At 68.4% G+C, this 22,561-nt stretch carries 17 protein-coding genes and 2 pseudogenes; 9 read left to right on the top strand and 10 right to left on the bottom strand.

All coding sequences use genetic code 11. From position 1 onward, the window contains the following. Positions 1-2,512: pseudogene (locus PV721_RS20585) on the top strand (WD40 repeat domain-containing protein); the annotation flags it as partial. Positions 2,513-2,532: 20 nt separating this feature from the next. Here PV721_RS20585 and PV721_RS20590 read toward each other — a convergent pair. After that, positions 2,533-2,805, bottom strand: a complete 273-nt coding sequence (locus PV721_RS20590) for a hypothetical protein (RefSeq protein ID WP_319726521.1) — start codon at positions 2,803-2,805, stop codon at positions 2,533-2,535. A gap of 266 nt (positions 2,806-3,071) precedes the next feature. Here PV721_RS20590 and PV721_RS20595 point away from each other — a divergent pair. Beyond that, a pseudogene (locus PV721_RS20595) lies at positions 3,072-5,512 on the top strand (Helicase associated domain protein); the annotation flags it as partial. Positions 5,513-5,532: 20 nt separating this feature from the next. Here PV721_RS20595 and PV721_RS20600 read toward each other — a convergent pair. Continuing rightward, complete coding sequence (locus PV721_RS20600; protein ID WP_319726523.1) at positions 5,533-5,775, bottom strand: hypothetical protein; 243 nt, start codon at positions 5,773-5,775, stop codon at positions 5,533-5,535. 238 nt (positions 5,776-6,013) lie between these two features. On the opposite strand from PV721_RS20600, the gene PV721_RS20605 reads away from it, so the two are divergent. From PV721_RS20605 to PV721_RS20615, 3 genes are read left to right on the top strand one after another with little or no spacing between them, the layout of a single operon-like run. Further along, positions 6,014-7,363 carry a dsDNA nuclease domain-containing protein gene (locus PV721_RS20605; RefSeq protein ID WP_319726525.1) on the top strand — a complete coding sequence of 450 codons (1,350 nt, stop codon included), beginning with the start codon at positions 6,014-6,016 and terminating at the stop codon, positions 7,361-7,363. Continuing rightward, a complete protein-coding gene (locus PV721_RS20610; protein WP_319726527.1) occupies positions 7,360-7,932 on the top strand; it encodes a hypothetical protein in 573 nt (190 codons plus the stop codon). The genes PV721_RS20605 and PV721_RS20610 overlap by 4 nt, the downstream gene beginning before the upstream one ends. Further along, positions 7,932-9,869, top strand: coding sequence for a hypothetical protein (locus PV721_RS20615; protein WP_319726530.1), 1,938 nt, complete (start codon positions 7,932-7,934; stop codon positions 9,867-9,869). Before PV721_RS20610 ends, PV721_RS20615 begins: the two co-directional genes overlap by 1 nt. A 30-nt stretch (positions 9,870-9,899) precedes the next feature. On the opposite strand, the gene PV721_RS20620 is transcribed toward PV721_RS20615, so the two are convergent. Beyond that, entirely contained in the window at positions 9,900-10,238 is a 339-nt protein-coding gene (locus PV721_RS20620) for a hypothetical protein (protein ID WP_319726533.1), read from the bottom strand. Between the two features lie 49 nt (positions 10,239-10,287). Here PV721_RS20620 and PV721_RS20625 point away from each other — a divergent pair, with 49 nt between their 5' ends. Continuing rightward, positions 10,288-11,613, top strand: coding sequence for a hypothetical protein (locus PV721_RS20625; protein ID WP_319726535.1), 1,326 nt, complete (start codon positions 10,288-10,290; stop codon positions 11,611-11,613). 115 nt (positions 11,614-11,728) lie between these two features. Next, entirely contained in the window at positions 11,729-12,433 is a 705-nt protein-coding gene (locus PV721_RS20630; protein WP_416371146.1) for an HNH endonuclease family protein, read from the top strand. Positions 12,434-12,538: 105 nt separating this feature from the next. On the opposite strand, the gene PV721_RS20635 is transcribed toward PV721_RS20630, so the two are convergent. Both PV721_RS20635 and PV721_RS20640 read right to left on the bottom strand, forming a co-directional pair. Then, positions 12,539-13,435 (bottom strand): hypothetical protein, encoded by an 897-nt coding sequence (locus tag PV721_RS20635; RefSeq protein WP_319726541.1) that lies wholly within the window; start codon positions 13,433-13,435, stop codon positions 12,539-12,541. Positions 13,436-13,482: 47 nt separating this feature from the next. Next, complete coding sequence (locus tag PV721_RS20640) at positions 13,483-14,508, bottom strand: ATP-dependent DNA ligase (protein ID WP_319726543.1); 1,026 nt, start codon at positions 14,506-14,508, stop codon at positions 13,483-13,485. Between the two features lie 391 nt (positions 14,509-14,899). On the opposite strand from PV721_RS20640, the gene PV721_RS20645 reads away from it, so the two are divergent. After that, positions 14,900-15,265, top strand: a complete 366-nt coding sequence (locus tag PV721_RS20645; protein ID WP_319726546.1) for a hypothetical protein — start codon at positions 14,900-14,902, stop codon at positions 15,263-15,265. Between the two features lie 109 nt (positions 15,266-15,374). On the opposite strand, the gene PV721_RS20650 is transcribed toward PV721_RS20645, so the two are convergent. After that, a complete protein-coding gene (locus tag PV721_RS20650) occupies positions 15,375-15,584 on the bottom strand; it encodes a hypothetical protein (RefSeq protein WP_319726549.1) in 210 nt (69 codons plus the stop codon). 467 nt (positions 15,585-16,051) lie between these two features. Between PV721_RS20650 and PV721_RS20655 the strand changes: the two genes are divergently transcribed. Then, positions 16,052-17,353: a hypothetical protein gene (locus tag PV721_RS20655; RefSeq protein WP_319726550.1), complete on the top strand. Its 1,302-nt coding sequence runs from the start codon at positions 16,052-16,054 to the stop codon at positions 17,351-17,353. A 466-nt stretch (positions 17,354-17,819) separates the two neighbouring features. Here the strand turns inward: PV721_RS20655 and PV721_RS20660 are convergent, their stop codons facing one another. The 4 genes from PV721_RS20660 to PV721_RS20675 all read right to left on the bottom strand — a co-directional run bounded on the left by PV721_RS20660 (position 17,820) and on the right by PV721_RS20675 (position 22,214). After that, the gene (locus PV721_RS20660) at positions 17,820-19,211 is read right to left on the bottom strand and encodes a cytochrome P450 (RefSeq protein ID WP_319726553.1); all 1,392 of its coding nucleotides are present in this window, start codon (positions 19,209-19,211) and stop codon (positions 17,820-17,822) included. A 149-nt stretch (positions 19,212-19,360) separates the two neighbouring features. After that, entirely contained in the window at positions 19,361-20,893 is a 1,533-nt protein-coding gene (locus PV721_RS20665; protein WP_319726555.1) for a class I adenylate-forming enzyme family protein, read from the bottom strand. Between the two features lie 2 nt (positions 20,894-20,895). After that, positions 20,896-21,192 carry a phosphopantetheine-binding protein gene (locus PV721_RS20670; protein WP_319726557.1) on the bottom strand — a complete coding sequence of 99 codons (297 nt, stop codon included), beginning with the start codon at positions 21,190-21,192 and terminating at the stop codon, positions 20,896-20,898. After that, the gene (locus PV721_RS20675; protein WP_319726559.1) at positions 21,189-22,214 is read right to left on the bottom strand and encodes a transglutaminase domain-containing protein; all 1,026 of its coding nucleotides are present in this window, start codon (positions 22,212-22,214) and stop codon (positions 21,189-21,191) included. The genes PV721_RS20670 and PV721_RS20675 overlap by 4 nt, the downstream gene beginning before the upstream one ends. Positions 22,215-22,561 lie beyond the last annotated feature (347 nt).

Raw genomic sequence — 22,561 nt, forward strand, 5'->3', positions numbered from 1 at the left:
CCCCAACCCCGACGACCCAGCCTGGCTGGCCTCCCTGCCCCGCCACGCCAGCGACGCCATGCGCGAGGACCTCCACCAACGCCTCGGCGACCACGCCGAACGCGCCACCGACCTCCTGCTCCCCCTCGCCTACGCCCAGGGGCAGGGCTTGCCCTGGGAGGACGTCTGGGCCCCCCTCGCCACCGAAATGTCCATCCGCACCCGCACCGACGACGACCTGCTGTGGCTTCGCCGTGAAGCCGGCTCGTACGTCGTCGAGGCCACCGAGAACGACCGCTCCGCCTACCGGCTCTACCACGAGGCGATGGCTGAGCACCTACGCGAAAACACTGACGACCGGGCTGCGCACGCCGCCTACGTGAAGGTCCTCACCGACCGCGTGCCCTACCGCAGCGACGGCACCCGCGACTGGTCCCGTGCCCACCCCTACACCCTCGCCCACCTCGCCCACCACGCAGCCCAAGCCGGACTGCTGGACGAGGTCCTCGCCGACAGCGACTACCTCGTCCACGCCGAACCCCGCGGCCTCACCCCCCACCTCCACCACGCCCGCAACGACGCCGCCCGCCTAGCCGCCGCCGTCTACCGCACCGGTCTCCACCTCCACCACGACGCCACCCCCCTGCAACGCCGCCAGGTCCTCGCTCTCGAAGCCGCGCGCGCCGGCGCCCACCACCTCCACCAGGAACTCGTCCGCCGCCTCCCACCCGGCACCTGGACACCCCTGTGGGCCACCGGCAGCACCTTCAACCCCGCCCTCCGCGACACCCTCACCGGCCACACCGGTGCAGTCGAGGCGGTGGCGTGCACCGTGCTGGACGACCGACCCGTCGCCGTCACCGGCAGCAGGGACCACACCGTGCGGGTCTGGGACCTGACCACCGGCCTACCAGTCGGCAAACCCCTCACCGGCCACACCAACGCCGTGAACGCGGTGGCATGCAGTGTCCTCGACGGCCGACCCATCGCCGTCACCGGCAGCAGGGACGACACCGTGCGGGTCTGGGACCTGACTACCGGCCTACCAGTCAGCAAACCCCTCATCGGCCACACCCACACCCTGCGGGCGATGGCGTGCACCGTGCTGGACGGACGACCCATCGCCGTCATCGCCGCCGGCCAGGACCGCCCGGTGCGGGTGTGGGACCTGACCACCGGCCTGCCGTTCGGCAAACCCCTCACCGGCCACACCCACACCCTGCGGGCGATGGCGTGCACCGTGCTGGACGGACGACCCATCGCCGTCACCACCAGCGCAAACAGCGCAGCGCACGTGTGGGACCTGACCACCGGCCTACCGATCAGTAAGCCGATCACCGGCCACACCGGCGCCGTGACCGCCGTAGCCTGCAGCGTCCTGAACGAACGCCCCATCGCCGTCACCGCCAGCCGAGACAAGACAGTGCGGGTGTGGGATCTCGCCACCCGTCGAGCCCTCGTTGAGCCACTGGACCTCCCCGCTAGCCCCGTGACTGCGATGGCGTGCACTGTGTTGGACGGACGACCCATCGCCGTCACCAGCAGCGGAAACGAGACCGTGCAGGTGTGGGACCTAACCGCTCGTCGAGCAGTCGGTGAACCCCTCACCGGCCACACCGACGCCGTGGAGGCGCTGGCGTGCACCGTGCTTGACGGCCGACATGTCGCCGTCACCAGCAGCGCGGACAACACCGTGCGCGTGTGGGACCTGACCACCGGCCTGCCGATCAGGAAGCCCATCACCGGCCACACCGGCCCCGTGACCGCCGTAGCCTGCAGCGTCCTGAACGGACGCCCCATCGCCGTCACCGCCAGCCGGGACCACACGGTGCGCGTGTGGGACCTGACCTCAGGCCTACCAATCGGTAAACCCATCATCGGCCACAGCGACCCCGTGACTGCGATGGCGGTAACTGTGCTGGACGGACGCCCCATCGCCGTCACCGCCAGCTGGGACCGCACGGTGCGCGTGTGGGACCTGACCACCGGCCTACCCATCGGTAAACCCCTCACCACCACCGACACCGTAACCGCCGTGACATGCAGTGTTCTAAACGACCGGCCCGTCGCCGTCACCGCCACCGCCACCTGGCCCGTCACGGTGCGGGCGTGGGACTTGGCTACCGGCCTACCGATCGGTACGCCCATCACCGGCCACACCTACAGCGTGCAGGCGATGGCGTGCACCGAGCTGGACGGGCGACTTATCGCCGTCACCACCAGCGAAGACAGCACAGCGCGCGTGTGGGACCTGACCACAGGCCTACCAATCGGTGAACCCCTCACCGGCCACAACGGCCCCGTGACCGCCGTGACATGCAGTGTTCTAAACGAACGACCCGTCGCCGTCACTGCCAGCCGAGACAAGACAGTGCGGGTGTGGGATCTCGGCACCCGTCGGACCACTGCAGAATTCCTCATCGATGCCCCGCGGGGAATCGCGCTGACCCCCGCTGGCGACCTCGCCATCGCCTTCCAGCACGACATAGCTCTCTACCGCCGCCAGCCGGACAATCACTCAACACGCGACTGACCAGCGGAGGGCCGGACCTGTCAGCGCCGCGGTGGCACGGGAGGGCGCCGGCCGGTCAGTTCATACGCGCGGTCCATGAGAGCATCCGCGATGTCGGCATACTCGCCGCGCGCGACGGACTGGAGCATCTCGCACAGCGCCGCCAGCTCCCCGACCCGGCCCGCCGGGCTGTCCAGGATATGGGTGAACTCGGTGCGCACGCGGGCCGCGACCGCGGGGACGCGCAGGCTGTAGGCGTGGAGAAGGCCGGCGTCGAACCCGACCAGCACGCTCCCCCAGCATTCCCAGTCCATGATCGTGAGCGGGGTGCCGGTGAGGTTGCCCAGTGCAGATCGCCGTGCCCGGTCACCCGCTCGATGCCGTCCGGGGCGTCGAGGGCGACGACCGGGCGCGGCCCGGGCAGGATGCCGAGCTGCGCGGCCTGGGCGGCGAGCTGCTCGGCGGTGACGGAACCGGGCTGGCCCATGCGCAGGTCGTACGGGAAGAGCGGCTCATCGAGGGTGACGAAGCCGTGCTCTGTGGAGAGGACGACGACGTCGCCGGTGGCGCCAGCGAGGCGCTCGGCCACCGGGCCCCGATGATCGCTGGCTGCTCGCTGGAGAACGACCCGGTCCTGGGCGAGCTGGGGGTGCGCACCACCACGAACCCGATCCAGCTGGCCCAGTGGGGCCGCCTCCGGTCCGATCGTCGTGTTCGCCACGTATGCCTCTCTGGTGGACCGCGAGGACATCGACGCACCCGAGGGCCAGCGGAAGGTTGCGGGCCGCTGGCGGCCGCTCTGGCGGGCGGGGAGCGGCTCTACGGGCAGCAGATGGCGGGCTTCGACCTCGTGATCGTCGACGAGGCGCATGGCACGGCTGGTGATCTCGGGCGGCTGTGGGCAGCGATCCACGACAACGCCAGGATCCCGGCGGACTTCCGGCTCTACCTGACCGCGACCCCGCGCATCCTTGCCGCGGCCCGGCCGCAGAGGAGCGTGGAGGGGCGTGGAGGGGCGTGGAGGGGCAGGAGGCGGAGATCGCGAGCATGGCCGACGACCCGGACGGCACCTACGGGGCGTGGCTCGCCGAGCTCGGCCTGTCGGAGGCGATCGAGCGGGGGATCCTCGCCGGGTTCGAGATCGACGTCCTGGAGATCCGCGACCCCTCCCCCGTCCTTGGCGAGTCCGAGGAGGCGCAGCCGGGCCGGCGCCTGGCGCTGCTGCAAGCCGCGCTCCTGGAGCACGCGGCGGCGTACAACCTGCGTACGGTCATGACGTTCCACCAGAAGGTGGGGGAGGCGGCCGCGTTCGCGGAGAAGCTGCCGGAGACGGCGGCCGAGCTGTACATCACCGACGCCTCCGACGCCGACCTGGCCGACGCGGAGAAGCTCCCCGCGTCGTCGATCGAGGCGGAGTTCTACGAGCTGGAGGCCGGCCGCCATGTCCCGCCGGACCGGGTCTGGTCGGCGTGGCTGTGCGGGGACCACCTCGTCACCGAGCGCCGTGAGATCCTGCGCCAGTTCGCCAACGGCATCGACGCCACCGGCCACCGCGTGCACCGGGCGTTCCTCGCGTCCGTACGCGTCCTCGGAGAAGGCGTCGACATCACCGGCGAGCGCGGGGTGGAGGCGATCTGCTTCGCCGACACCCGCGGCTCCCAGGTCGAAATCGTCCAAAACATCGGCCGCGCCCTACGGCTCAACAAGGACGGCTCCACGAAGATCGCCCGCATCATCGTGCCCATCTTCCTGGAGCCTGGCGAGGACCCCACCGACATGGTCGCCAGCGCCAGCTTCCGCCCTCTTGTAGCGGTCCTCCAGGGCCTGCACTCTCATGACGACCGCCTCGTCGAGCAGCTCGCCTCCCGCGCCCTCACCAGCGGCAAGCGCAAGGGCCATGTCCGTCGTGACGAAGACGGGCGGATCGTCGGGGCCGGCGGGGAGGGCGAGGACCAGGAGGACGACACCGCCGCGGCGGCCGAGTCGGCGCTGCTGCACTTCTCCTCACCCCGGGACGCCGCCACCATCGCCGCGTTCCTGCGCACCCGCGTCTACCGGCCCGAATCCCTGGTCTGGCTGGAGGGCTACCAGGCCATCATCCGGTGGCGGGCCGAGAACGAGATCACCGGCCTGCACGCCGTCCCCTACGACGTCGAGGTCGAAATCGGCGTCACCAAGGCGTTCCCCCTCGGACGGTGGGTGCACCAGCAGCGCAAGGCCCTGCGCACCGGTGAACTCGAGGAGCGGCGCAAGACGCTGTTGGACGCGCCGGAGGCCGGGATGGTGTGGGAGCCCGGCGAGGAGGCATGGGAGGCCAAGCTCGCCGTGCTCCGGTCCTACCGGAAGGCCACCGGCCACCTCGCGCCCCGGCAGGACGCCCTGTGGGGCGAGGACGACGAGATGGTGCCCATCGGCCAGTACATGGCCAACCTCCGCCGCAAGGGCGCCAAGAACGGACTCGGGAAGGACGAGGACACCGCGACGACCCGGGCCGCGCAGCTCGCCGCGATCGACAAGGACTGGAACTGCCCCTGGCCGCTGGACTGGCAGCGCCACCACCGCGTCCTGGCGGACCTGGTCGACGCCGACGGCCAGCTGCCCGACATCGCCCCCGGCGTGCTCATGGACGGCGACGACATCGGACGCTGGCTCCAGCAGCAGAGGCAGCTGGCCATCTGGACGCGGCTGCTGCCCGAGCAGCAGACACGGCTGACCGCACTGGGCGTGGAACCCGCCCAGGCGCCGCCTCCGGCCCCGGCGGCCAGCCGTGCGGCGAAGGGGCCGAGCAAGGCGCAGCAGGCGTTCCAGCGGGGCCTGGCGGCCCTCACGCAATGGGTGGAACGGGAAGGCGCCCACCGGCCGGTGCCGCGCGCCCACGGCGAGGAGGTCGCGGTCGAGGGCGAGACGGAGCCGGTGGTCGTGAAGCTGGGCGTGTGGGTCTCCAACACCAAGAGCCGGCGCGACAAGCTCAGCGCCGACCAGCTGGCCGCCCTCGCGAAGCTGGGCGTCGACTGGGCGTAGTTGCCGAGGACTCGAGTGCGTTAGCCAGCCTGGGGATTGCGGCTTTGAACCAGGTGTGGGTCATCAAAGATGATCACTTCCCACCACTCCCGAAAGACCGTTGGGTCATCGCCTTGTGGTTTTGCGACCCGGCGGATCTGGATGCCGGTGCCAAGGAGCTCGGATCCCTCCATGAAGCGGGCTACGACGCTCGAATCCTCCGTGAGGATGTACTTCGTCTCACGGGGGTTGGCGGTGTAGCCACCCGTCGACTCGTCCGACACATCGCCTCCTTGCTGGGCCAGCGTGATCGTCTCACCCGCCGTCGTTCGCGTGCGAGTTCTGGCCAGACCCTCGCCTTACGTGACCTGTCGAAGGTGAGACCGAAGATCCGGCTTCCTGCATCCCCAGCCTGTGTGATTGTTCGGTTACGTACGGCATAGGAGCTGTGGTAGATCTGTGGATCTTCGGATCGTCCGGCCGGAGCATGACTGACTCAGGGGTCGGTAGCGGGGGGTGGGCGTGGTTGATGTCCTGGCGGACTCGGTGGGTGATCCCGAACGCTTCGTTCATCCAATCTTTCAGCTTCGTCCCGGCGAGGACAGTGGATCCGACACCCTCGGCTTGTACCGGTATCAGGCCGAGGTAGCAGCCCAGGCTTGTCTGGCCATGCTCACCGAGAACGTCATCGACTACGTCGTGTGTGAATGGCATGAGGACTTCGTCATCGCATTCACGAACGGCGAAGTGGAGCTGGTATCGGTCAAGCACAGCAGCCGTACCCAGTGGACTCTCGCAGATCTTTGCAAGGACGGCGGGATAGCCCACCTGTTTGACCGATGGTCTGCCTGCGGGCGGGCGGACAACGTGCGGCTTCGTCTCACTACGAACGCGCCTCTCAGTCCCGCGAAAGACAACGCTTCGACTCTTGCCCGTATGTGCGGTCCAGACCCGGAGCTAACGACCGGCAGTGACGCCATGGCCAAGAGCCTGTCGCAGCACCTACTGAAGGTTCGCTGGAAGCAGCCCTACGACAGCATCCCGGAGGTCCTGCCGGAACTGCGCAAGGTCAGCGACATCGCTGCCCCCCAGGATTTCATCGACCACGTGGCTGCCTTCATGGCAGCGCTGGAGATCCAGTACAAGGATGTGCCGTCCCATCGGCACATTACGGACATCAACATCCGCCAACTGCTGGAGCCGGCCATCGAGGACCTTCAGCTCGAGCACGTCGACGTGAACGCCAGCTACAAACGAATCATCGAACGGGTGGAGCAGGCCAACCGAAGCGAGGGCGAGCGAGGGCAGCTGGCTGCCTACGTCGCCGATTCAAGCCGGGTGCGTTACGACACCCAGATTCTCCGCCGCGTCGCGAGCCGTACGCTCCACCGCCAGACAATCTTGGACGAATTCGTCTATCGGCAAGCAGCAGTGCCGACCTACGGCCGTGGCCAGTCGCCCATGATTGCCCCCGGGGGCTCGGCACTCCGCAAGAAGCTGGCTCGTGGACAGGTGCCGTCCGACGAGGCAGCTCACGCCGAGGAACTCCGCTCTGCCTGGTATGTGACGTGGTCACAGCGCCGCTCCGGACTGGCAGGAGACGCCATGGATCTGGAGAACCTGCGCCTGGAAGTCGTGGATACCGTCTTCGACTGCCGGGCGCACGCGCAGAGCGAGATCCTTGACGGGGCGGCCTACGGGCAGCGGATGAACCAGCTCATTAGGCAACGTCTCACCCCCGAAGGCGTAGACGCGTCCTTGCCGTTCAAGATCAATAAGCTGCACCTTCGTGGCCTGGCTTATCAGCTCTGCGACGAGTGCCACTTCTACTTCTCTGCTCCCTTCGACGTCTCCGCCGAGGAAGCGTCGTGACGAACGCCGTAGAGCGACTGGCCGCAGCCGCAGAGATCCGGCGTCAGGCGCAAGGTGATGAGCGCAGGGAAGCGCGCTACCACGAGGCCCGCATTCTCCTGCTGATCGCCCGGTTCACCACGGCGAAGAGATCCCTGGACGGCCTGACGAAGCTGGCCAAACTCGACTTCCTCCTGCGCTACCCAACGATGCTGGAGCGTCTGCTCGTCGAGCAGGGAGAAGGCTGGCCCACTGGAGCGGAGCCCACGTCCTCCGAGCGGCTGGCCGTGGAGAGCCGGATGACCCGGTACAAGTACGGGCCGTGGGACCAGCGGTACTACAGCGTCCTCGGCTCCCTGGCCGGCCGTGGACTCATCACGTACAGCGGGTCGCATCGTGCGGAGTTCCGCGTGACCGCGGACGGAGCCGTGGCCGCGTCGATGCTGACACAGACCGACGAGTGGGCCGTCGTGGCCCAGCGGATCGCCCTGTTGAAGAGGCACTTCGACAAGTCGGGATCGGCACTGAAGACCCTCATCTACGATCGCCTGCCCGACGCGGTGGACAGGCCCTTGCGGACGGAAATCTGATGGCCACCCACCTGCGATTCCTCGCGCTGACGGTCACCACCGCCACCGCAGAGACGACGTATCGCTTCGATCAGCCGGCCACCGTCATCAGCGGCCCCAGCGGGGCGGGCAAGTCCAGCCTTCTCATGCTGCTCAAGCATGCGGTCGGAGGCACCGCCGTCCTGACGCCGGCGGTACGTGATCACGTGCATTCGGTGCTGGCGTCCGTCGTGGTCGGCGAGCAGCACATGATCCTCAAGCGGACGATCAGCGGCGACCGCTCCGACCGCGTCGACATCCTCGATCCCGAGACGATGGCGCTGCAGCACACTTTCGGCACCCGGGCGGAAGAGGGACAGCGAAGCCTGTCGGATGTTCTTCTGGATGCTCTGGGCTTCCCTCGCGAGAGGATTCCCACCACTCGCCTCGGCAAGGCCACGACCCTCAATCTGACTTTCACCCATCTCTTTCGCTACGTCTACCTGGAAGCCCGCGACCTGGATCGCCAGGTGGTCGGCCACCTCGACAACCACTTCAAAAAGCAGCGCAAGGTGCTCTTCGAGCTCATGTTCGGCCTCACCACCTCAGCCGTAATGGAACTGGAGAGGCAGGTGAACCAGCTCGCGACGGACTTGCGGAAGGCGGAAGCCGAGGAAGAGAACGTCGGCAGCTTCCTGCGGGCAACCGACCCCAGGACGGATGACGAACTGCGCACCGAGCTGGCCGGCCTGCGCGACATGCTGCACAACGCCGAGACCACCCTGCGCGCTCTGCGAACCGACGTCTCGGAGTCCAGCGCCGCGGACGCCGTCCTGCGCGGCGACCTGCGAGCAGCCGTCCAGACGGCGACGGCTGCCACACAGGAGGTCCTAGCCGCCCGGGAACTGGTAGAAGCCCGTGAGTCGGTTGTCGCTCAGGTCGAACTCGACCTGCAGCGCCTGGAACGCTCCGCCACCGCGATCGACCAGCTCGCCCCTTTCCACTTCGTAGTCTGCCCGCGCTGTGCGCAACGCCTCGATGCTCGGACCGTCCCGGAAGACCACTGCGGCGTTTGCCTCCAAGCCGACCCAGCCGAGGAGGACACGGACCCAGCCGCGGTCCAGGAGGCGCGCAACGCTCTGGAGCAGCAGCTGCAGGATGCGCGCGAGCTGATGCGAGCGGACACAGAAGTCCTGCGCAGAGCCCGTGAGCGGTCCTCCGAAGCGGAATTCCTCGCCACCAACCTGCGCCGACAGCTCGATGCCCAGACACGCGACGTTGTCGCCCCGCGGTTCGACGCCATCTCCGACGCCAGTGCCCGCGTCGCCGCCCTCAACGCCGGGATCGACGCCGTCCTCCACCTACGCGACTCGTGGGCGCGCGTACGAGCCATCGCTCAGGGCGCCAAGGACATCACCGCGCGCCGCAAAGCCGCCAACGCTGAGCTCAAGACACGCAGAGCGGAAAACGACGCCCGACGATCCCTTGTCACCGAGCTCAGCCGTCTCTTCAGCGCCACCCTCATGGAGCTGAACCTGCCCTGGGAGCAGTCGGCCTTGGTCGACCCGGCAACCTATCTGCCAGTGGTAGACAACACGCCCTTCGAAAGCCTCCAGGCATCCGGCGGCGCCCTCCAGGCCGGCGTCAACATCGCCTACCACCTCGCACTCCTAGAGTGCGGACTCACCCACCCCGACATCCTCGTCCCGTCGATCCTGCTCATCGACTCCCCCCGCAGAGCGCTCGGCAGCAACCGCGACGACCAGGAACGAGGCCGACGGATCTACGGCCGATTCAAAGCCCTGACCGACGCCTACGGCCCGCGGCTCCAGCTCATCATCGCCGACAACGACACCGCTCCCCTGCCGGACGACGCCTTTAGCACCATCGAACTCGACTACACCCATCCCATGGTCCCCGGCGTCGCCCACCCCGGCCCCGAGCACACGACACGAACCGAGCACGGGTACGAGGCGTAGCCCGGCCCGACTTCGAGACGAAGTGAAGGCTCAGGCGGACGTTCCGCCGCTGCCCCTGGCCCACCCGTCGACGAAGTCGGACAACGCGCGGCGTTGCTGTTCCTCGCGGGCGATCTGCTGCGCGAGGACGTCGCGGTCGATGTACGGGTCGACGGCGGCGAGGACCAGGCGCTGGAGCTCGTCCGGCTCCAGCGCCTCCACCTCCCACTGCACCAGGTGCTCGATGTCGAAGCCGTAGCGGCGGGCGAAGGCTGGCCACCGCGGGTCGCCGCTCTTGCCCTCGGTCGCCGGAAGCCCGTACGCGCGTACCTGCCTCTGTCCAGCCGTCAGTGATGCGTCGTACCGTGGAAACGCGGGCCTTCTTCGCATTGCTACCGGGTGGGGGACATCTGTGGCGAATGGCGTTTGGCATTCCGGATTGGGCGAGATTCTCGAACTAGACAAGGACGACCTCGGCCTCGCGGGCGCGGGCATCAGCGCGCCCGACGTGATCACGGAGCTCCTTCTGCCAGTGGCTGAGCGGGACCGGGAGCTGCTCGTCTGTGTGGAGAGCAGCAAGGGGCAGCGCTGCAAGGCGGAGATCAGCGGGGTGAAGAGCCCCTTCATGTACGTGCGTAAGCACCGCGGTCCCGATGGCGCTCTTCGGCTGCGCGCGGCGCATCTTCCCACCGTTCATGAGATGACGGCGGAGGAGAGTGACCGGCACAAGGCCATGAAGGATTTCCTGGCCCGTACCGCACAGGCGGCCGGTCTCGCGTTCCGTGTGGAGAAGTCCACCAAGCTGCGGTCCTCGCGTCCCGACGTGACCATTGTCGGGGCCGGCGGCCTGGATCTGGGTTGTGAGGCGCAGTACTACAACGCCAGCGCCGGCAGTGTGCTGCGCCGTTCCAAGGCCCACGCTGCGGCCGGGCTCAGCCCGAACTGGATCACTCACGACGACACGTTCCACCTGGTCGACCGGTCCAATTGGATGCTTACCAACCAGGTCACCTGGCGGGAGATCAGCAACGCCGCCGACCTGGCGCTGGTCGGTGGATACCGCGTCCTTGCCGAATGGCACTGCGTCGCCGCCGCCCAGCGGCCCTGCCCGGACGGCAAGGTCAAGACAGGGTGCGGCAAGGTGCACCTGCAGTGGGATACCCCACGCCGCATGGACGATGAAGCTTCCGGGTGGACCAGCTTCGACGGCGATGTCGCCAGCGTCACTGTTGGCCGCACGCTGATCGGTGCGGCCATCGGTCACATCGCACCCCTCTTCGTGCCCTCCCGCAAAGACGCCCGCGCGGGCAGCCACCTGTGGGTCCCCCTCAAGGACCGGAACAAGTGGGCCGACTACCGCAGCGTGGACAGCCCGGACCTCACCGAAGCCGACATGCTGGACGACGAGATCCACTACTCGGGCAGGGAAGCGGACACCACCTGCCGGTTCGGCGAGGACACCTGGAAACCCAGCGCCACCCTGAGGCCGCGCGGCATCGCCAGCGTGGAACTCGCCATCACGATCGACAAGCTGATCCCATCGCCAAGGGTGGAGCTGGCGCCCAGCCCACAGGCTCACGACGATGCCCCCGTACCTGTGACCAGCACAGGATTGCAGGCCGCCTCTCCCCTACACCGCGGTGCGTGCGAGACCGGAAACCCGAGGTGCGGTCAACCCGCCCGCTTCTACGCAGCCGGATGGCGATGCGACCCCCACCGCCCCCGGAGCTTCTGGGTACCCACCTCGACCGCTGAAGAGGCGTAGGGCGAAGGCTCGTTTCTGCGGTGAATCCGGCCGCCCGCACGGGTGAGTTGTCCGCTGATGGCCTGTCGGGACGGGTGTCGGGCCCGCTAGACCCGCCTGTGTGATCAAGAACCTGATGCTGCGTGGTCTGCCCGCGCTCGCCCTCTTCGCCCTTCCCGTCCTCGCGGCTCCGGCCGCGCACTCCGCACCCGCTGCCACGGCGGCGCCGGCGGCCGCCGATGTGGCCGGCCCGTCCGGGGTGCGGGCTCCGCTGCCGCTGTTCGAGGCGATCGACCGGCTCCCCGTGGCTGTCGAGCACCGCGAGGGCTACAAGCGGGACCTGTACAAGCACTGGAACCGCGGGCTGAACGCGACGGACGGCTGTGACACCCGCAAGGAGGTCATCCTCGCCGAAGCCGTCGGGGCGCCGCAGGTCGCGGCCGGCTGCAAGCTGACCGGCGGATCCTGGCGCAGCGCGTACGACGACATCGTGGTGACGGACGCGGCCCGACTCGATGTCGACCACTTCGTCCCCCTCGCCGAGGTGTTCGACTCTGAGCAGGTGCCTTGGTCGGCGGCGCGGCGGGAGGCGTACGCGAACGACCAGAACAGCCCGGACACGCTGATCGCGGTCTCCGCCGCCTCCAACAGGAGCAAGAGCGACAAGGATCCGGCCGAGTGGCTGCCCTCTGACGGCTCCTACCACTGCACCTACGCCGCCACGTGGGTCGGCACGAAGCTGCGCTGGGACCTGGCCGTCGACGAGAGCGAGCGCCAGGCCCTCCTCGGCCTCGCCGAGGACTGCCCCACCACCACCGTCGTCTACGAACCGGCGCCGTAGGAGCCGATCAACTGCACCGGGCGGTCAGCGAAGTGACACAGCCAGGCCCCGAGGCCCGCGTCCCGGGGCCCCGTGCAGCTTGGGGGACGCCCACCTGTGGGTGCGTCACTCTCCCTTGATCCAGGCGAGGTGTTCGTCGAACCCTTCTTCCTCGGCGGTATCGGGAGTGCGCGTGTAGGTGCACACCAGGCACTGTCCATGCCCGACCCGACCTGCGATGGGGGCGAGTCCGTCGACACAGAACGCCTCGTACTCGCAGACGGGGCAGGTGTCGAGGTCGTGACCGTCCGAGTTGTGCTTCGGGTGCCAGGCGTTGGGGTTCTCCGCGTGCGCTGCTCGCCGCGAGGTTTCTTCCTCACCGATCCGTTCGAGATATTCGGCAGCCCTCGCGCGTTCGGCGGCGTCTCCCCGCAGGGCTGTCGTGCGGATCTGGTCTGCTTGTTCTTCTCCCATCACCTGGAGGCTCTTGTGGCGGTCGAGGGCCAGCAGGGCTTCGATGTGGCGCCGTTGCAACCCGCCGACCCCGCGGCCGTGCCGGGCTGCCTGACTGGCGTCGATTCCGTTCTGCAGCGTGCACACATCGATCCGGGTATGACGGGCGAGAGGACGGGGGTGGGGCTGGAAGATGGGTTTTGTGTCGTCCTGGGGTATCTCCGGCGCCTGGTGCTTGTCAGGAAGGAGAACCACGCCGTCCGTCGCGGGACCATGCTCCTCAATCACCTTCAGCAACGCCCTGGCCGGCCGGACGAACCCCTTACCGTCCGATTCCTTGCCCGGCCACTCAGAGGCGACGATCGCGGCCAGCCCGTTGGACAGCGCCTGGTCGAAGATTCCCTCCCGGCCCGCCAGGGACGGAGCGAAGGGGTCATCCCCCGTCGGGGCAGGAACGGCCCAGGGGTCCTCGGGGTCAAAGGCAACCGAGGCGTCATGCCGCACCGCGTTCAACTCCGCGGCCAGAGCTACGGCGCACCGGGCAAATTCTTCAGCTCGCTGATCCCTCATGCACAGCATCGTGCCGTGCAGCGCCAGCCCAGGACAGGCATTTCTGCTCAGCCAGTGGCTGCGGCTGAGCCCCCGCCGAACCGAGGAACGTCCTCGACGCTCACGTCCAGGCGCAGGCGCACGTGCCGCACTGGGTGCCGGTAAACGCCCCCGCGGTCGATCGCGACGTCGGCGCTGATCTCCGCTACGAGGTCAGGCCGAACAAGGACCGCATCGAGGGCCTCGCGGCTCCCCCACGCCGAGGAGAACTTCACCCCGGTCCACGGATGCTCCGGGCCCGCTGCGGTGAGGTGCTCGGCAACCTGCTGGGCCGCGTCCGGGCGCAGCGGTACCGTCCGGCCAACGGCGCGGAGGCGGCCGTGGTGGTCGTGGCGGCCAAGGACGAGGAGCTGGGGCCGGGCGAGGGTGCCGGTGATCGCACCGATGATGGCCTCGGTGGTGTCGCGGCGTCTGATCTTGTACCAGGCTCGCGATCCGGGGAGGTATCTCTGGTTCATTCCCTTCACCAGGATCCCCTCCACCCCGGAGACGTCGGTCCACGTCTCCAGCCACTCCCTCGCCTTGGCGAGGTCGGTGGTCATCGGGCACAAGGTCCACGGCGCGCTCAGCTGCCGGGTGTCGAAGAGGTCCTCGAGGATGCGCCGGCGCTCACGGTAGGGCCGGGTGAGGAGTTCGGTGCCGTCTTGCTGGAGGACGTCGAAGGCGATGAAGAAGGCCGGGGTCTTCGCGGCCAGTGCGGCGGCGGTGCGGCCGCGGGCGGCGGCCCGGCGCTGGAGCGCTTCGAAGGACAGGCGTCCGGCTGCGGTGTCCCAGACGACGAGTTCGCCATCGAGGACGAGGCCGTCGGGTAGCTGCGCGGCGGCGGCGACCAGGTCGGGGAAGCGGTCCTGGACCAGGGAGCCACGACGGGTCTGGATCAGCACCCGGCCGCCGGTGCCAGCGGGGGTAAAGAGGATGGTGCGGTGGCCGTCGAACTTCTGCTCCAAGGCCAGGCCGCCCGCCAGGACACCGGGTCCGGGGACGGACTCGGCGGCCTGGGCGAGCATCGGCTCGAAGGGAGGGGTCAGGACCACTCGGGGTTGGCCTCCTTCACCGCCGCTCCGGGCCTGGTCCCCCAGCGTCACCGGCCGGGCGCGGTCCGGCGCGCCGGATGCGGCCAGAAGGCCCCGCGACGTCAGGCTCCGGGGTGGGCCGGCTTCTGCTGTGACTCCAGGAGCCGGGCGCGGCAATCCTGGCAAAGCGGGTTCCCACCGACCCCATATCGACAGCATGTTCGGCCTGTTGACTGCACTGACGGTGCTCACGCCCCGGCGCCGTGATTCGGGGTAGGGCGGCGGTCAGACCCTGACCGCCCGTTCTCGATGACGAGGGGCCACACCCGCTCGCGCCAGGCGTTCGGGGCCCAGGAAGCGGATCGCCGCGTCGGAACCCCGGGGAACGATGGGGGGCGAACTACGCCTGGCTATGGGACAGTTCATGATGTCGTGTCACCGGCTGCTGGGGGAAGGGCGGAATATGACGGACGAGGGGGACGGCTGGCTGACGGAGCGCCAGGTGAGCGCCTTGTGGCCGGGCGTCGGTACTGGCTCGGTGTATGTGAATGCGCTGGCCCATGGGGTGCGGACCCATACGGAGAGCTGGATGACCACTACGGGCTATGCCGGCAAGATATGGTATCACGCCGACGACGTGCGCCGAGTGGCCCCGCAGGTAGCAGCCGAGCCACTCAAGGGGCCGTCCCAGGTACCGTGCTGTCTGGTGCTGATCGTTCTGGCAGCGGCACCGCTCGTGTGGCTGGCGATACAAATAGAAAGCGCAGGCGGGTGGTGAAGGTCAAGTGTGTGGCTGCGCGGCCGGCCAGCCGCGAGATGCTGGGGTGTCAACTGCATCATCTCTGGCTCGTTGGGCAGGGCGCTTCCGAGCCTCAAGGAGAGGCCGATCAGATGCCTACACGCGTGGCTACGGCGTCCGCACGTCCGTAGCCGAGCACCTGGGTGAGGACTTGTCGGAACGTGATGAGGCCTTCGGCCGGCGCTTCGATGACGGCCTCGATCTCGCTGTCGGTGCAGAGAAGATGACAGCGCACGCACGGTCCGGACTGGGATGGGGCCCAGGTCGCGACTGCGGTGCGTTGAGTGGGGGTGCTCATGAGCGGGTTCCTCTCGGCAGCGGCACTGTAGTGAACCGTTTCGCCGACCCGGCATTCCCGCCGACACACAGCACCACATGGACGCCACAACCAGTCACCAGACCGCTCTGGGTAGCAGGGCGATCTGCCGCGCCCGTTCCACGACGAGGGGCCACGGGATCCGTTCAGCCGGCCCCCGGACACAGACCAGACCTCTTCCCCCGGCTATCGCGTGGAAAGAGGTGTCGTTTTCCGGAAGGGGCTTGCCCACCGCACCTGACCTGCACGAATGGAAGATCACCAGCTTCGGGGGGTCCCACCTCCGGTCACACCTGCGGTCCCCCGCCTAGTGCACCCCTCCAGACACCTCTGCAGCCCCCTTCCGGTGCAACCCTCCCGGGCCTGTCGTTGCCGTCGGGATCTTCGGAAAGGCGTGGCTGGTGACTGCGTTGCGCGGATAGGGTCGCCCGGCACAAAGGGGGTTGCTGATGGGCAACAAGGTCGTGACTCTGCCGGAGAGCCCGAAGGGCGAAGAGCTCGAGGACTACATCGCCGCGCTGTTCCAGGCGTCCGGTCATTTCGTGGAGAAGCAGATCATCGAGAGGGACCCGGCCGACATCCTCGAACTCGACATCTTCTCGACCGACTACGGGCCTGAGCAGGCCGTGAGGCGACTGATCGAGGTCAAAAGCGGGAAGTGGGGCTTCACCGACCTGTTCAAGGTCGTGGGGTGGATGCAGTACCTGGGTCTGGAGCACGGGGCCTTCTTCATGACCCAGTGGGATGACCGGGAGTCCGCTCTGCGGAAGATGAAGCCCCTGGGCCTGGACGTGGTGTGCTTCGACGACTTCGCAACCGCTCGGCAGCTGTTCACGGAGAAGGGGTTCGGCTCCTTTCCGGAGCCGCGGCTCATCAGTCTGTGGCGGCACTCGTACGGAGTCGAGCGCAAGTTCGTCAAGCTCATCCACCAGCAGGAGCGCGCCGGGCACGAAGGCGCCAAGGCCGCGAAGACGTACCACCGTCAGATCAACAACGGCACCTTCTTCGCCAGGGCCCCGGAGGAGTCGCTGGCGCTGCTCTACGAGGCGTACGGGGAGCACCCCAAACTGACTCTGGGCTACGCGCGCGAGATCGATGGGAAGGGCTTCGATCCGCACACGGCCGCGAGTGACAGCACGAGCTACCAGGCGATGCTCTGGCACGGCAGTCACCCCGAGCTCCAGGCGTGCATGTACCTGGAGCACCGGGCCCGGCTCGCCATCCTCAAGGCCGCCGTGGACTACGCACTGGCGCATCCCGACGGCCCGCCTGAGTTCCGCATGTCGCAGGACGGGAAGTCCTTCTTCTTCCAGGGGCTGACCTACCACGTCCTGCCGGGCACGTTCCACGACGGCATTGCATGGCTGCGAGAGCAGCCGAACTTCGCGCGGTACGCGACCTTCTGGCAGCAGTTCCTGTGGGGATGGGGCGGTTTCTACCTCAACGACAGGACGGGCGAGGAGTTCGAGTGGATGGCGGAGTACTCCGGCATCCCGGCCGAGGAGATCCCCACGGCCCTCGAAGCCTTCGACCGCTTCTTCCCAATCCCGAACGGCTGGCTCACCACACCTGGCAGCACCGACATCCACATGCTCAAGATGGTGCCGTTGATCTTCCAGGGCATCGGCGCCCACCAGCGCCGCATCCAGTACAACCTGGTCGACAGCCTGTCCGAGCTGCAGCCGAGCGCCCCCTACACGGCCTCCGACCTCGCGAAGCGCATCCGCTGCGCGGTCAACTTCTTGTTGTAGGCGTAGCATCGGCCCGTGCTTCCCCCCGCCGGGCGGATACCTGGCCGCCGCGGAGTACGTTCGGAGGTACGGGGTGCGGCCCTGGCCACCAGGGCCGCGACGGGGGCCGCACCCCGACAGCATGAGAGCGTCCTGCCGGACGATGATGCGCGCAGCGGAGGCGGTTGTCGAGGAGGTGCTCGGCCTTGCCTGCCAGCGGCCGCTGCGCGCCGCGGTGCGGTGTCGTCGGTGGTGCGCCCAGGGGCGCCCTCCCTGCCGGGGCTGGGCTTCGGCGAGGAGTCGTGGCAGTCGGCCGTGGCCGTCGGGCCCTGGACCGCTGCGTCGTCGGCTGCGGCAACACCGTCCGCACGGACCTCCACGCCCAGCAGCTGCGCGCTCGCGCCGATAGCCTTGACCGGCAGGCGACCCATCAACCCGATCCGATCGCCCGCCGCCTCATTGATTGACAGATCCGGTGCGAGCGGCGTCATCCTTCTTGTGAGGGGGTACCGCAGCCGGCGCGGGGCGAGTGGCGGGCTTGGGTGACCAGGCGCAGCCCTGCGGGGGTGAGGGTGCCGCGGAGTCGGGGGCGGACGTGGCTGCCCGGTGCCGGGGTCAGGTGCCATCGGGAGGCGATCGCGCTGAGGATGACAGTGGCTTGGGTGAGGGCGAGGGAGTCTCCGATGCACTTCCTTTTGCCTGCGCCGAAAGGGATGAAGGCGCGGCGTACGGCGGGGCCGGCCGGGGAGGTCCAGCGGTCGGGGTCGAAGCGGTCAGGGTCGGGGAAGACGGTGGGGTCGTGGTGGAGCAGGTAAGCGCTGAAGAAGAAGTCGGTTCCCGTGGGGAAAAGGTGTCCGCCCAGGTCGACGTCGGTGGAGCTGGCCCTGGTCAGGAGGGCGACCACCGGGTACACGCGCATCGTTTCCAGCAGGACGGCCCGGGTGTACGGCAGACGGGGAAAGGTGTCGGGGCCTGCTAGCCTGCCGCCGAGGACCTCGTCGAGTTCCCTGTGGAGCCGCTTGGTCACGTACGGGTGCAGCGTCAGCAGGTGGAAGAGCCAGGCCAAGGTTCCTGCGGTGGTCTCGGTGCCGGCGATGAAGAGCGTGGTGACCTGGTCGCGCAGTTCCTCGTCGCTGAAGGCGCCCTCCGGGTCCGCCTCGCCGGCGGTGATCAGCGCGTGCAGCAGGCCGCTGGATGTTGACTGGGCGCGGGCTTTGGCCACGGCCTGATCGGCCACCGCCCAGGCGCCAGCCCATGCACGGTTGTAGCGGCGGTTGGCGGGGGTCGGAAGTCGGTGGATCCAGGTGAACGGCATCGCGGCGCGCATGAAGGAACCGGCCAGCAGGATCTGGAAACAGTCGCTGAGATGGTCGGCGTCGCGGTCATCGATGGTGGGGAGCAGAGTCCGGCCCAGAATCTTCGCAGTGACCGAGGTCAGTTCGGGCAGGACGTCGATTTCCTGGCCTGCCCGCCAGCGTCGAGTCAAAGCGGCGCTCTCCTCGCGGATCACTTCATCGTAAGAATCGGTGCGCGCGGGGGTGAAAGCTGGCTGCATCAGCCGCCGCTGGCGGCGGTGGTCGGTGTGTCCGGCGGTCACCAGGCCGTTGCCCAACAGGTCCCGGGCCCGGTCCAGAAGCGAGCCGCCCTTGTCGAACGAGTTGACCCGCCCGACGAGCATGTCGTGAACCAGCTCCCGACAGCACACCAGGTAGGCGGGGCGCGGACCCAGACGCAGCCTGAGCACGGGCTCCGCCCGCCCGCACTCCTGGAGCCAGTCGAGGGGGTCGCGCAGGAGACGGGGACCATGCCCCAGCAGCGGGATATCGCCCGGCGCCAGCGGCACGCCCTTCACGGTGCTGGGGGTGTCGACCTCTTGCATCCGATTCTCCTTCCAAGGGCGAGCTGTCCGGTGCTCACCGCACGAACCCGAGTCCGGTAGCGCGCGTTGCTTCGACGTCAGCAGCAACACCGTCCAGTCGGTCTATGTCTGGCCCCCTGAGCGAGCGGATTTGTCTCCGGTCTTGCCTCCTATGCGGGTCGTCTCCCGGGCTCGTTGCTGCAGGCGAGGTCTGCCGCGTGCTGCTCCAGGGGGCGACGCAGCAGCTTGCCCACAGTGTTGCGGGGCAGTGTCCGGATCGGGATGAACCGGGTGGGGCGTTTGTAGCCGGCGAGGTTGCGGATGCAGTGGGCGATGAGCTCGCGTTCGTCGAAGTCGTCGGTGGCGGTGGGCTGGATGAAGGCGACCGGGGTCTGGCCGGAGGTGTCGCAAGGGGCAGGAACGACGGCGGCTTCGGTGACCCATTCCAGGGTGCGCAGGACGTGCTCGATTTCGGCGGGGTACACGTTCTGGCCGCCGCGCAGGATGAGGTCGCTGCGCCGGTTGAGGATCCAGATGCGGCCGTCGGCGTCCTGGTAGCCGAAGTCGCCTGTGTTCAGCCAACCGTCGACGATGGTCTGGGTGGTGGCCTGGGGGTTGTTCCAGTAGCTGCGCATCAGGCCGGCACTCTTGAGGTGGAGGATGCCGGCCTGGTAGGGGTGTGCGGGGCGGCCGTCTGTGGTGGTGATGCGGGCCGTCACTCCCGGCATGGGCCGGCCCGCGCAGGTCGCGCCGGCGACGGCGGGCGCCTCGGGCTTGTCGTCCGGGGCCAGGGAGATGACGGGTCCGCCCCCTTCAGTGATCCCGAAGATGGTGCGCATGCCGCTGCCGAGAGCCTCTGCGGCCGCGTGGGCGAGTTCGGGCGGGCAGGGCGCGCCCCCGTGTGTGACCAGGCGCAGGCTGGTGAGGTCACTCTCGGACAGCTGCCGGCAGTCCAGCAGCAGTCGCAGCATGGTCGGGACGAGGAAGGTGTGTCGTACCTGCCATTGCTCGACAGCTGTCAGGAAGCTTTGGGGGGTGAACTGGTCGAGGACGGTGACGGGGGCGCCGGCGCAGAGATAGTCGAGGGCGATGGTGATACTGCCGTGACACAGCGGGCTGGTGTGCAGGTAGGTGTCCCTCTGGGCCTGGCCGATCTCGGCCTGCCATGAGAACGCCTGGTGGCGGAAGTAGTTCTGGTCGCAGACCACGCCTTTGGGGGAGCCGGTGGTGGCGGAGGTGTGCAGGATCATCACAGGATCGGTGAGACCAGCACCCCCGAGAGTGCCGACGGCGGTGGCGGGGGCAGGGGGGTCCGGTAGGTCTGCCACGCTGTTGATGGCCAGGAGCGGCAGAGCTGGGCGCAGGTGTTCCAGGCGTGGGAGTCCGCTGGTGTCGACGAGGGCGTAGCTCGGGGTGACCTGCTGGAGGATGGCACTGAGCTCGCGGTCGGTGAGCGCGGGATTGAGCGGAACCGCGATGGTGGCGCTGAGGGCACAGGCGAACACTGTCGCCAGGATTTCCACGCAGTTGGTGCTGAGCATGATCACTCGGTCACCGGGTGTGGTGTGCGCTGCGATGGTGTGGGCCAGCGCGTGGGCGTCGCGGTGCAGGCGGCTCCAGGTGACAGTGCGGCGTACGTCCCGCAGTGCGATCGCATCGGGCGCGCTGGAGCGGTGTTGATCCAGTACCTGTTGCAGCCACATCGTCAGGCACGTCCCCGCTCGGAGGTGCCCTCGGTGCTGGTGCCGGTGCCGGCAGCTGGAGAAGTGGCGAGGAGTTCGGCCACGGCGGTGATGGAGTCCAGGCCGCCTGCCTCGTGCGGGGTGAGCGGCCGGTCCAGAACGGCCTCGCAGCGAGCGATGAGCTGGATCGTCGCCAGCGAGTCGACTCCTGCGTAGGCCAGGAGGTCGGTGTCGCTGATCAGGTCGGACATCGACGGTGGGCGCAAACACCCGCGCAGCAGATCGCGGGCCTGGGCGAGATGTGCGGCTACGGGCGTCATCGCGCCTTCCAAGGCGTTGCGCTGACCAGCCCGAACATGGCCCGCGGCTCCCGGTCGACAGTGTCATGGACCAGGGACTCCGCGTCCTTGCCGGTGCAGGGCAGCAGGCGGTTGAGACGGCTTCCGAAGCAGGCTGCAATAAAGTCGCGGGTGTCGGGGAAGTCCTGTCCGCCGGGGAAACGCCGGGGGATGAACGCAAGGCCGACATCAATGGGTTTCCAGCATCCGTCCTCGAACACCTCACTCCAGGCGTGCTCGCCGCCGACCACACCCAGTAGGTAGCCACGCCGCGCCCGCGCCCTCAGCCCTGCGGCGCGCAGCCGGTCGGTGATGACGCGGCTGACGACGATGCAGTCGGCCGTCCCCTGCTCCCACGCCTGGTGGTGATTCATGCGCAGCGGCTCGGCGACGCATTGATAGACAACGGTGCGGGCATGAAGATCAGCCAGCATCTCGCGGAAGATGTCACAGGCCCGCCGGTCACGGACCTGGCCGTGCGCGCCGGTGATACGCAGCGCCGCCTGGTGGCCGCGGGCGTCGAACTGAGCGCCTTGTGGTGGCAGGTCCAGTCCTGTGGAGGGCAGCACGCTCACGCCCGGGGCGTCGAAATCCGGTACCCGCAGCCGATAGCGACCCGGTTCTCCCTCCGGGAGGCGCACGGTCACCAGCCAGTCCCTGGGATCGAGCCATTCACTGGAGGGGCCGGTGGAGAATGCCAGAGCGAAACGCAGGGCCATCTCCAAGGTGGTGCGCTCGCTCGCGGACATGAGCCCGACGTTCATGAGGTCGGCCCGCTCGAAGAGGAGACCCCGCTTGGCGTCCACGCGGAAAGGCAGGCCGTGCTCGGTGAGCTTGACGACATGCTCGGGTGGTGTGCGCAGCAACGCCGCCGCCGCCTGGACGTCGGTGTCGTAACGGGCTACCGAGACTGGGGTGGTGTGGAAGCGGTCCAGCGAGGCGAGGAGTGACTCGAAGGAGACTGGTGCGTCCGCGGTAAGGGGGACTGGATCCAGCGAGTGCACCCAAACGTCGTCGGACGTCGTGGCTGGGGAGTCCGTCGGGAGCGGGATCGTAACCTCCGGAAGACTGGCCGGCCCGACCCGGCCGGTCCAAAGGGAAAAGGCACCACGCAAACCGGGCGTCCCGCAAAGCCAGAAGATGAGGACAAGCAGATCTGGCTGCGGTTGCCGTCGATGCCGTGCCACCGGCTTCGATGAAGCGCAACTGATCTGGAAAACGATGCCGTTGAACCTCAGTCACGGCCCCGGCCGGTGGGCGATCCCGCCCTCAGTCAAATACCGCGCGAGCGTGTGCTGCCGGCCTGGCGCATACTCCTGCCGCCTCACACCGACGCCATCCCCACCCCCGG

Origin of the sequence: Streptomyces sp. MB09-01 (assembly GCF_033794505.1) — a bacterium.
GTDB lineage: Bacteria > Actinomycetota > Actinomycetes > Streptomycetales > Streptomycetaceae > Streptomyces.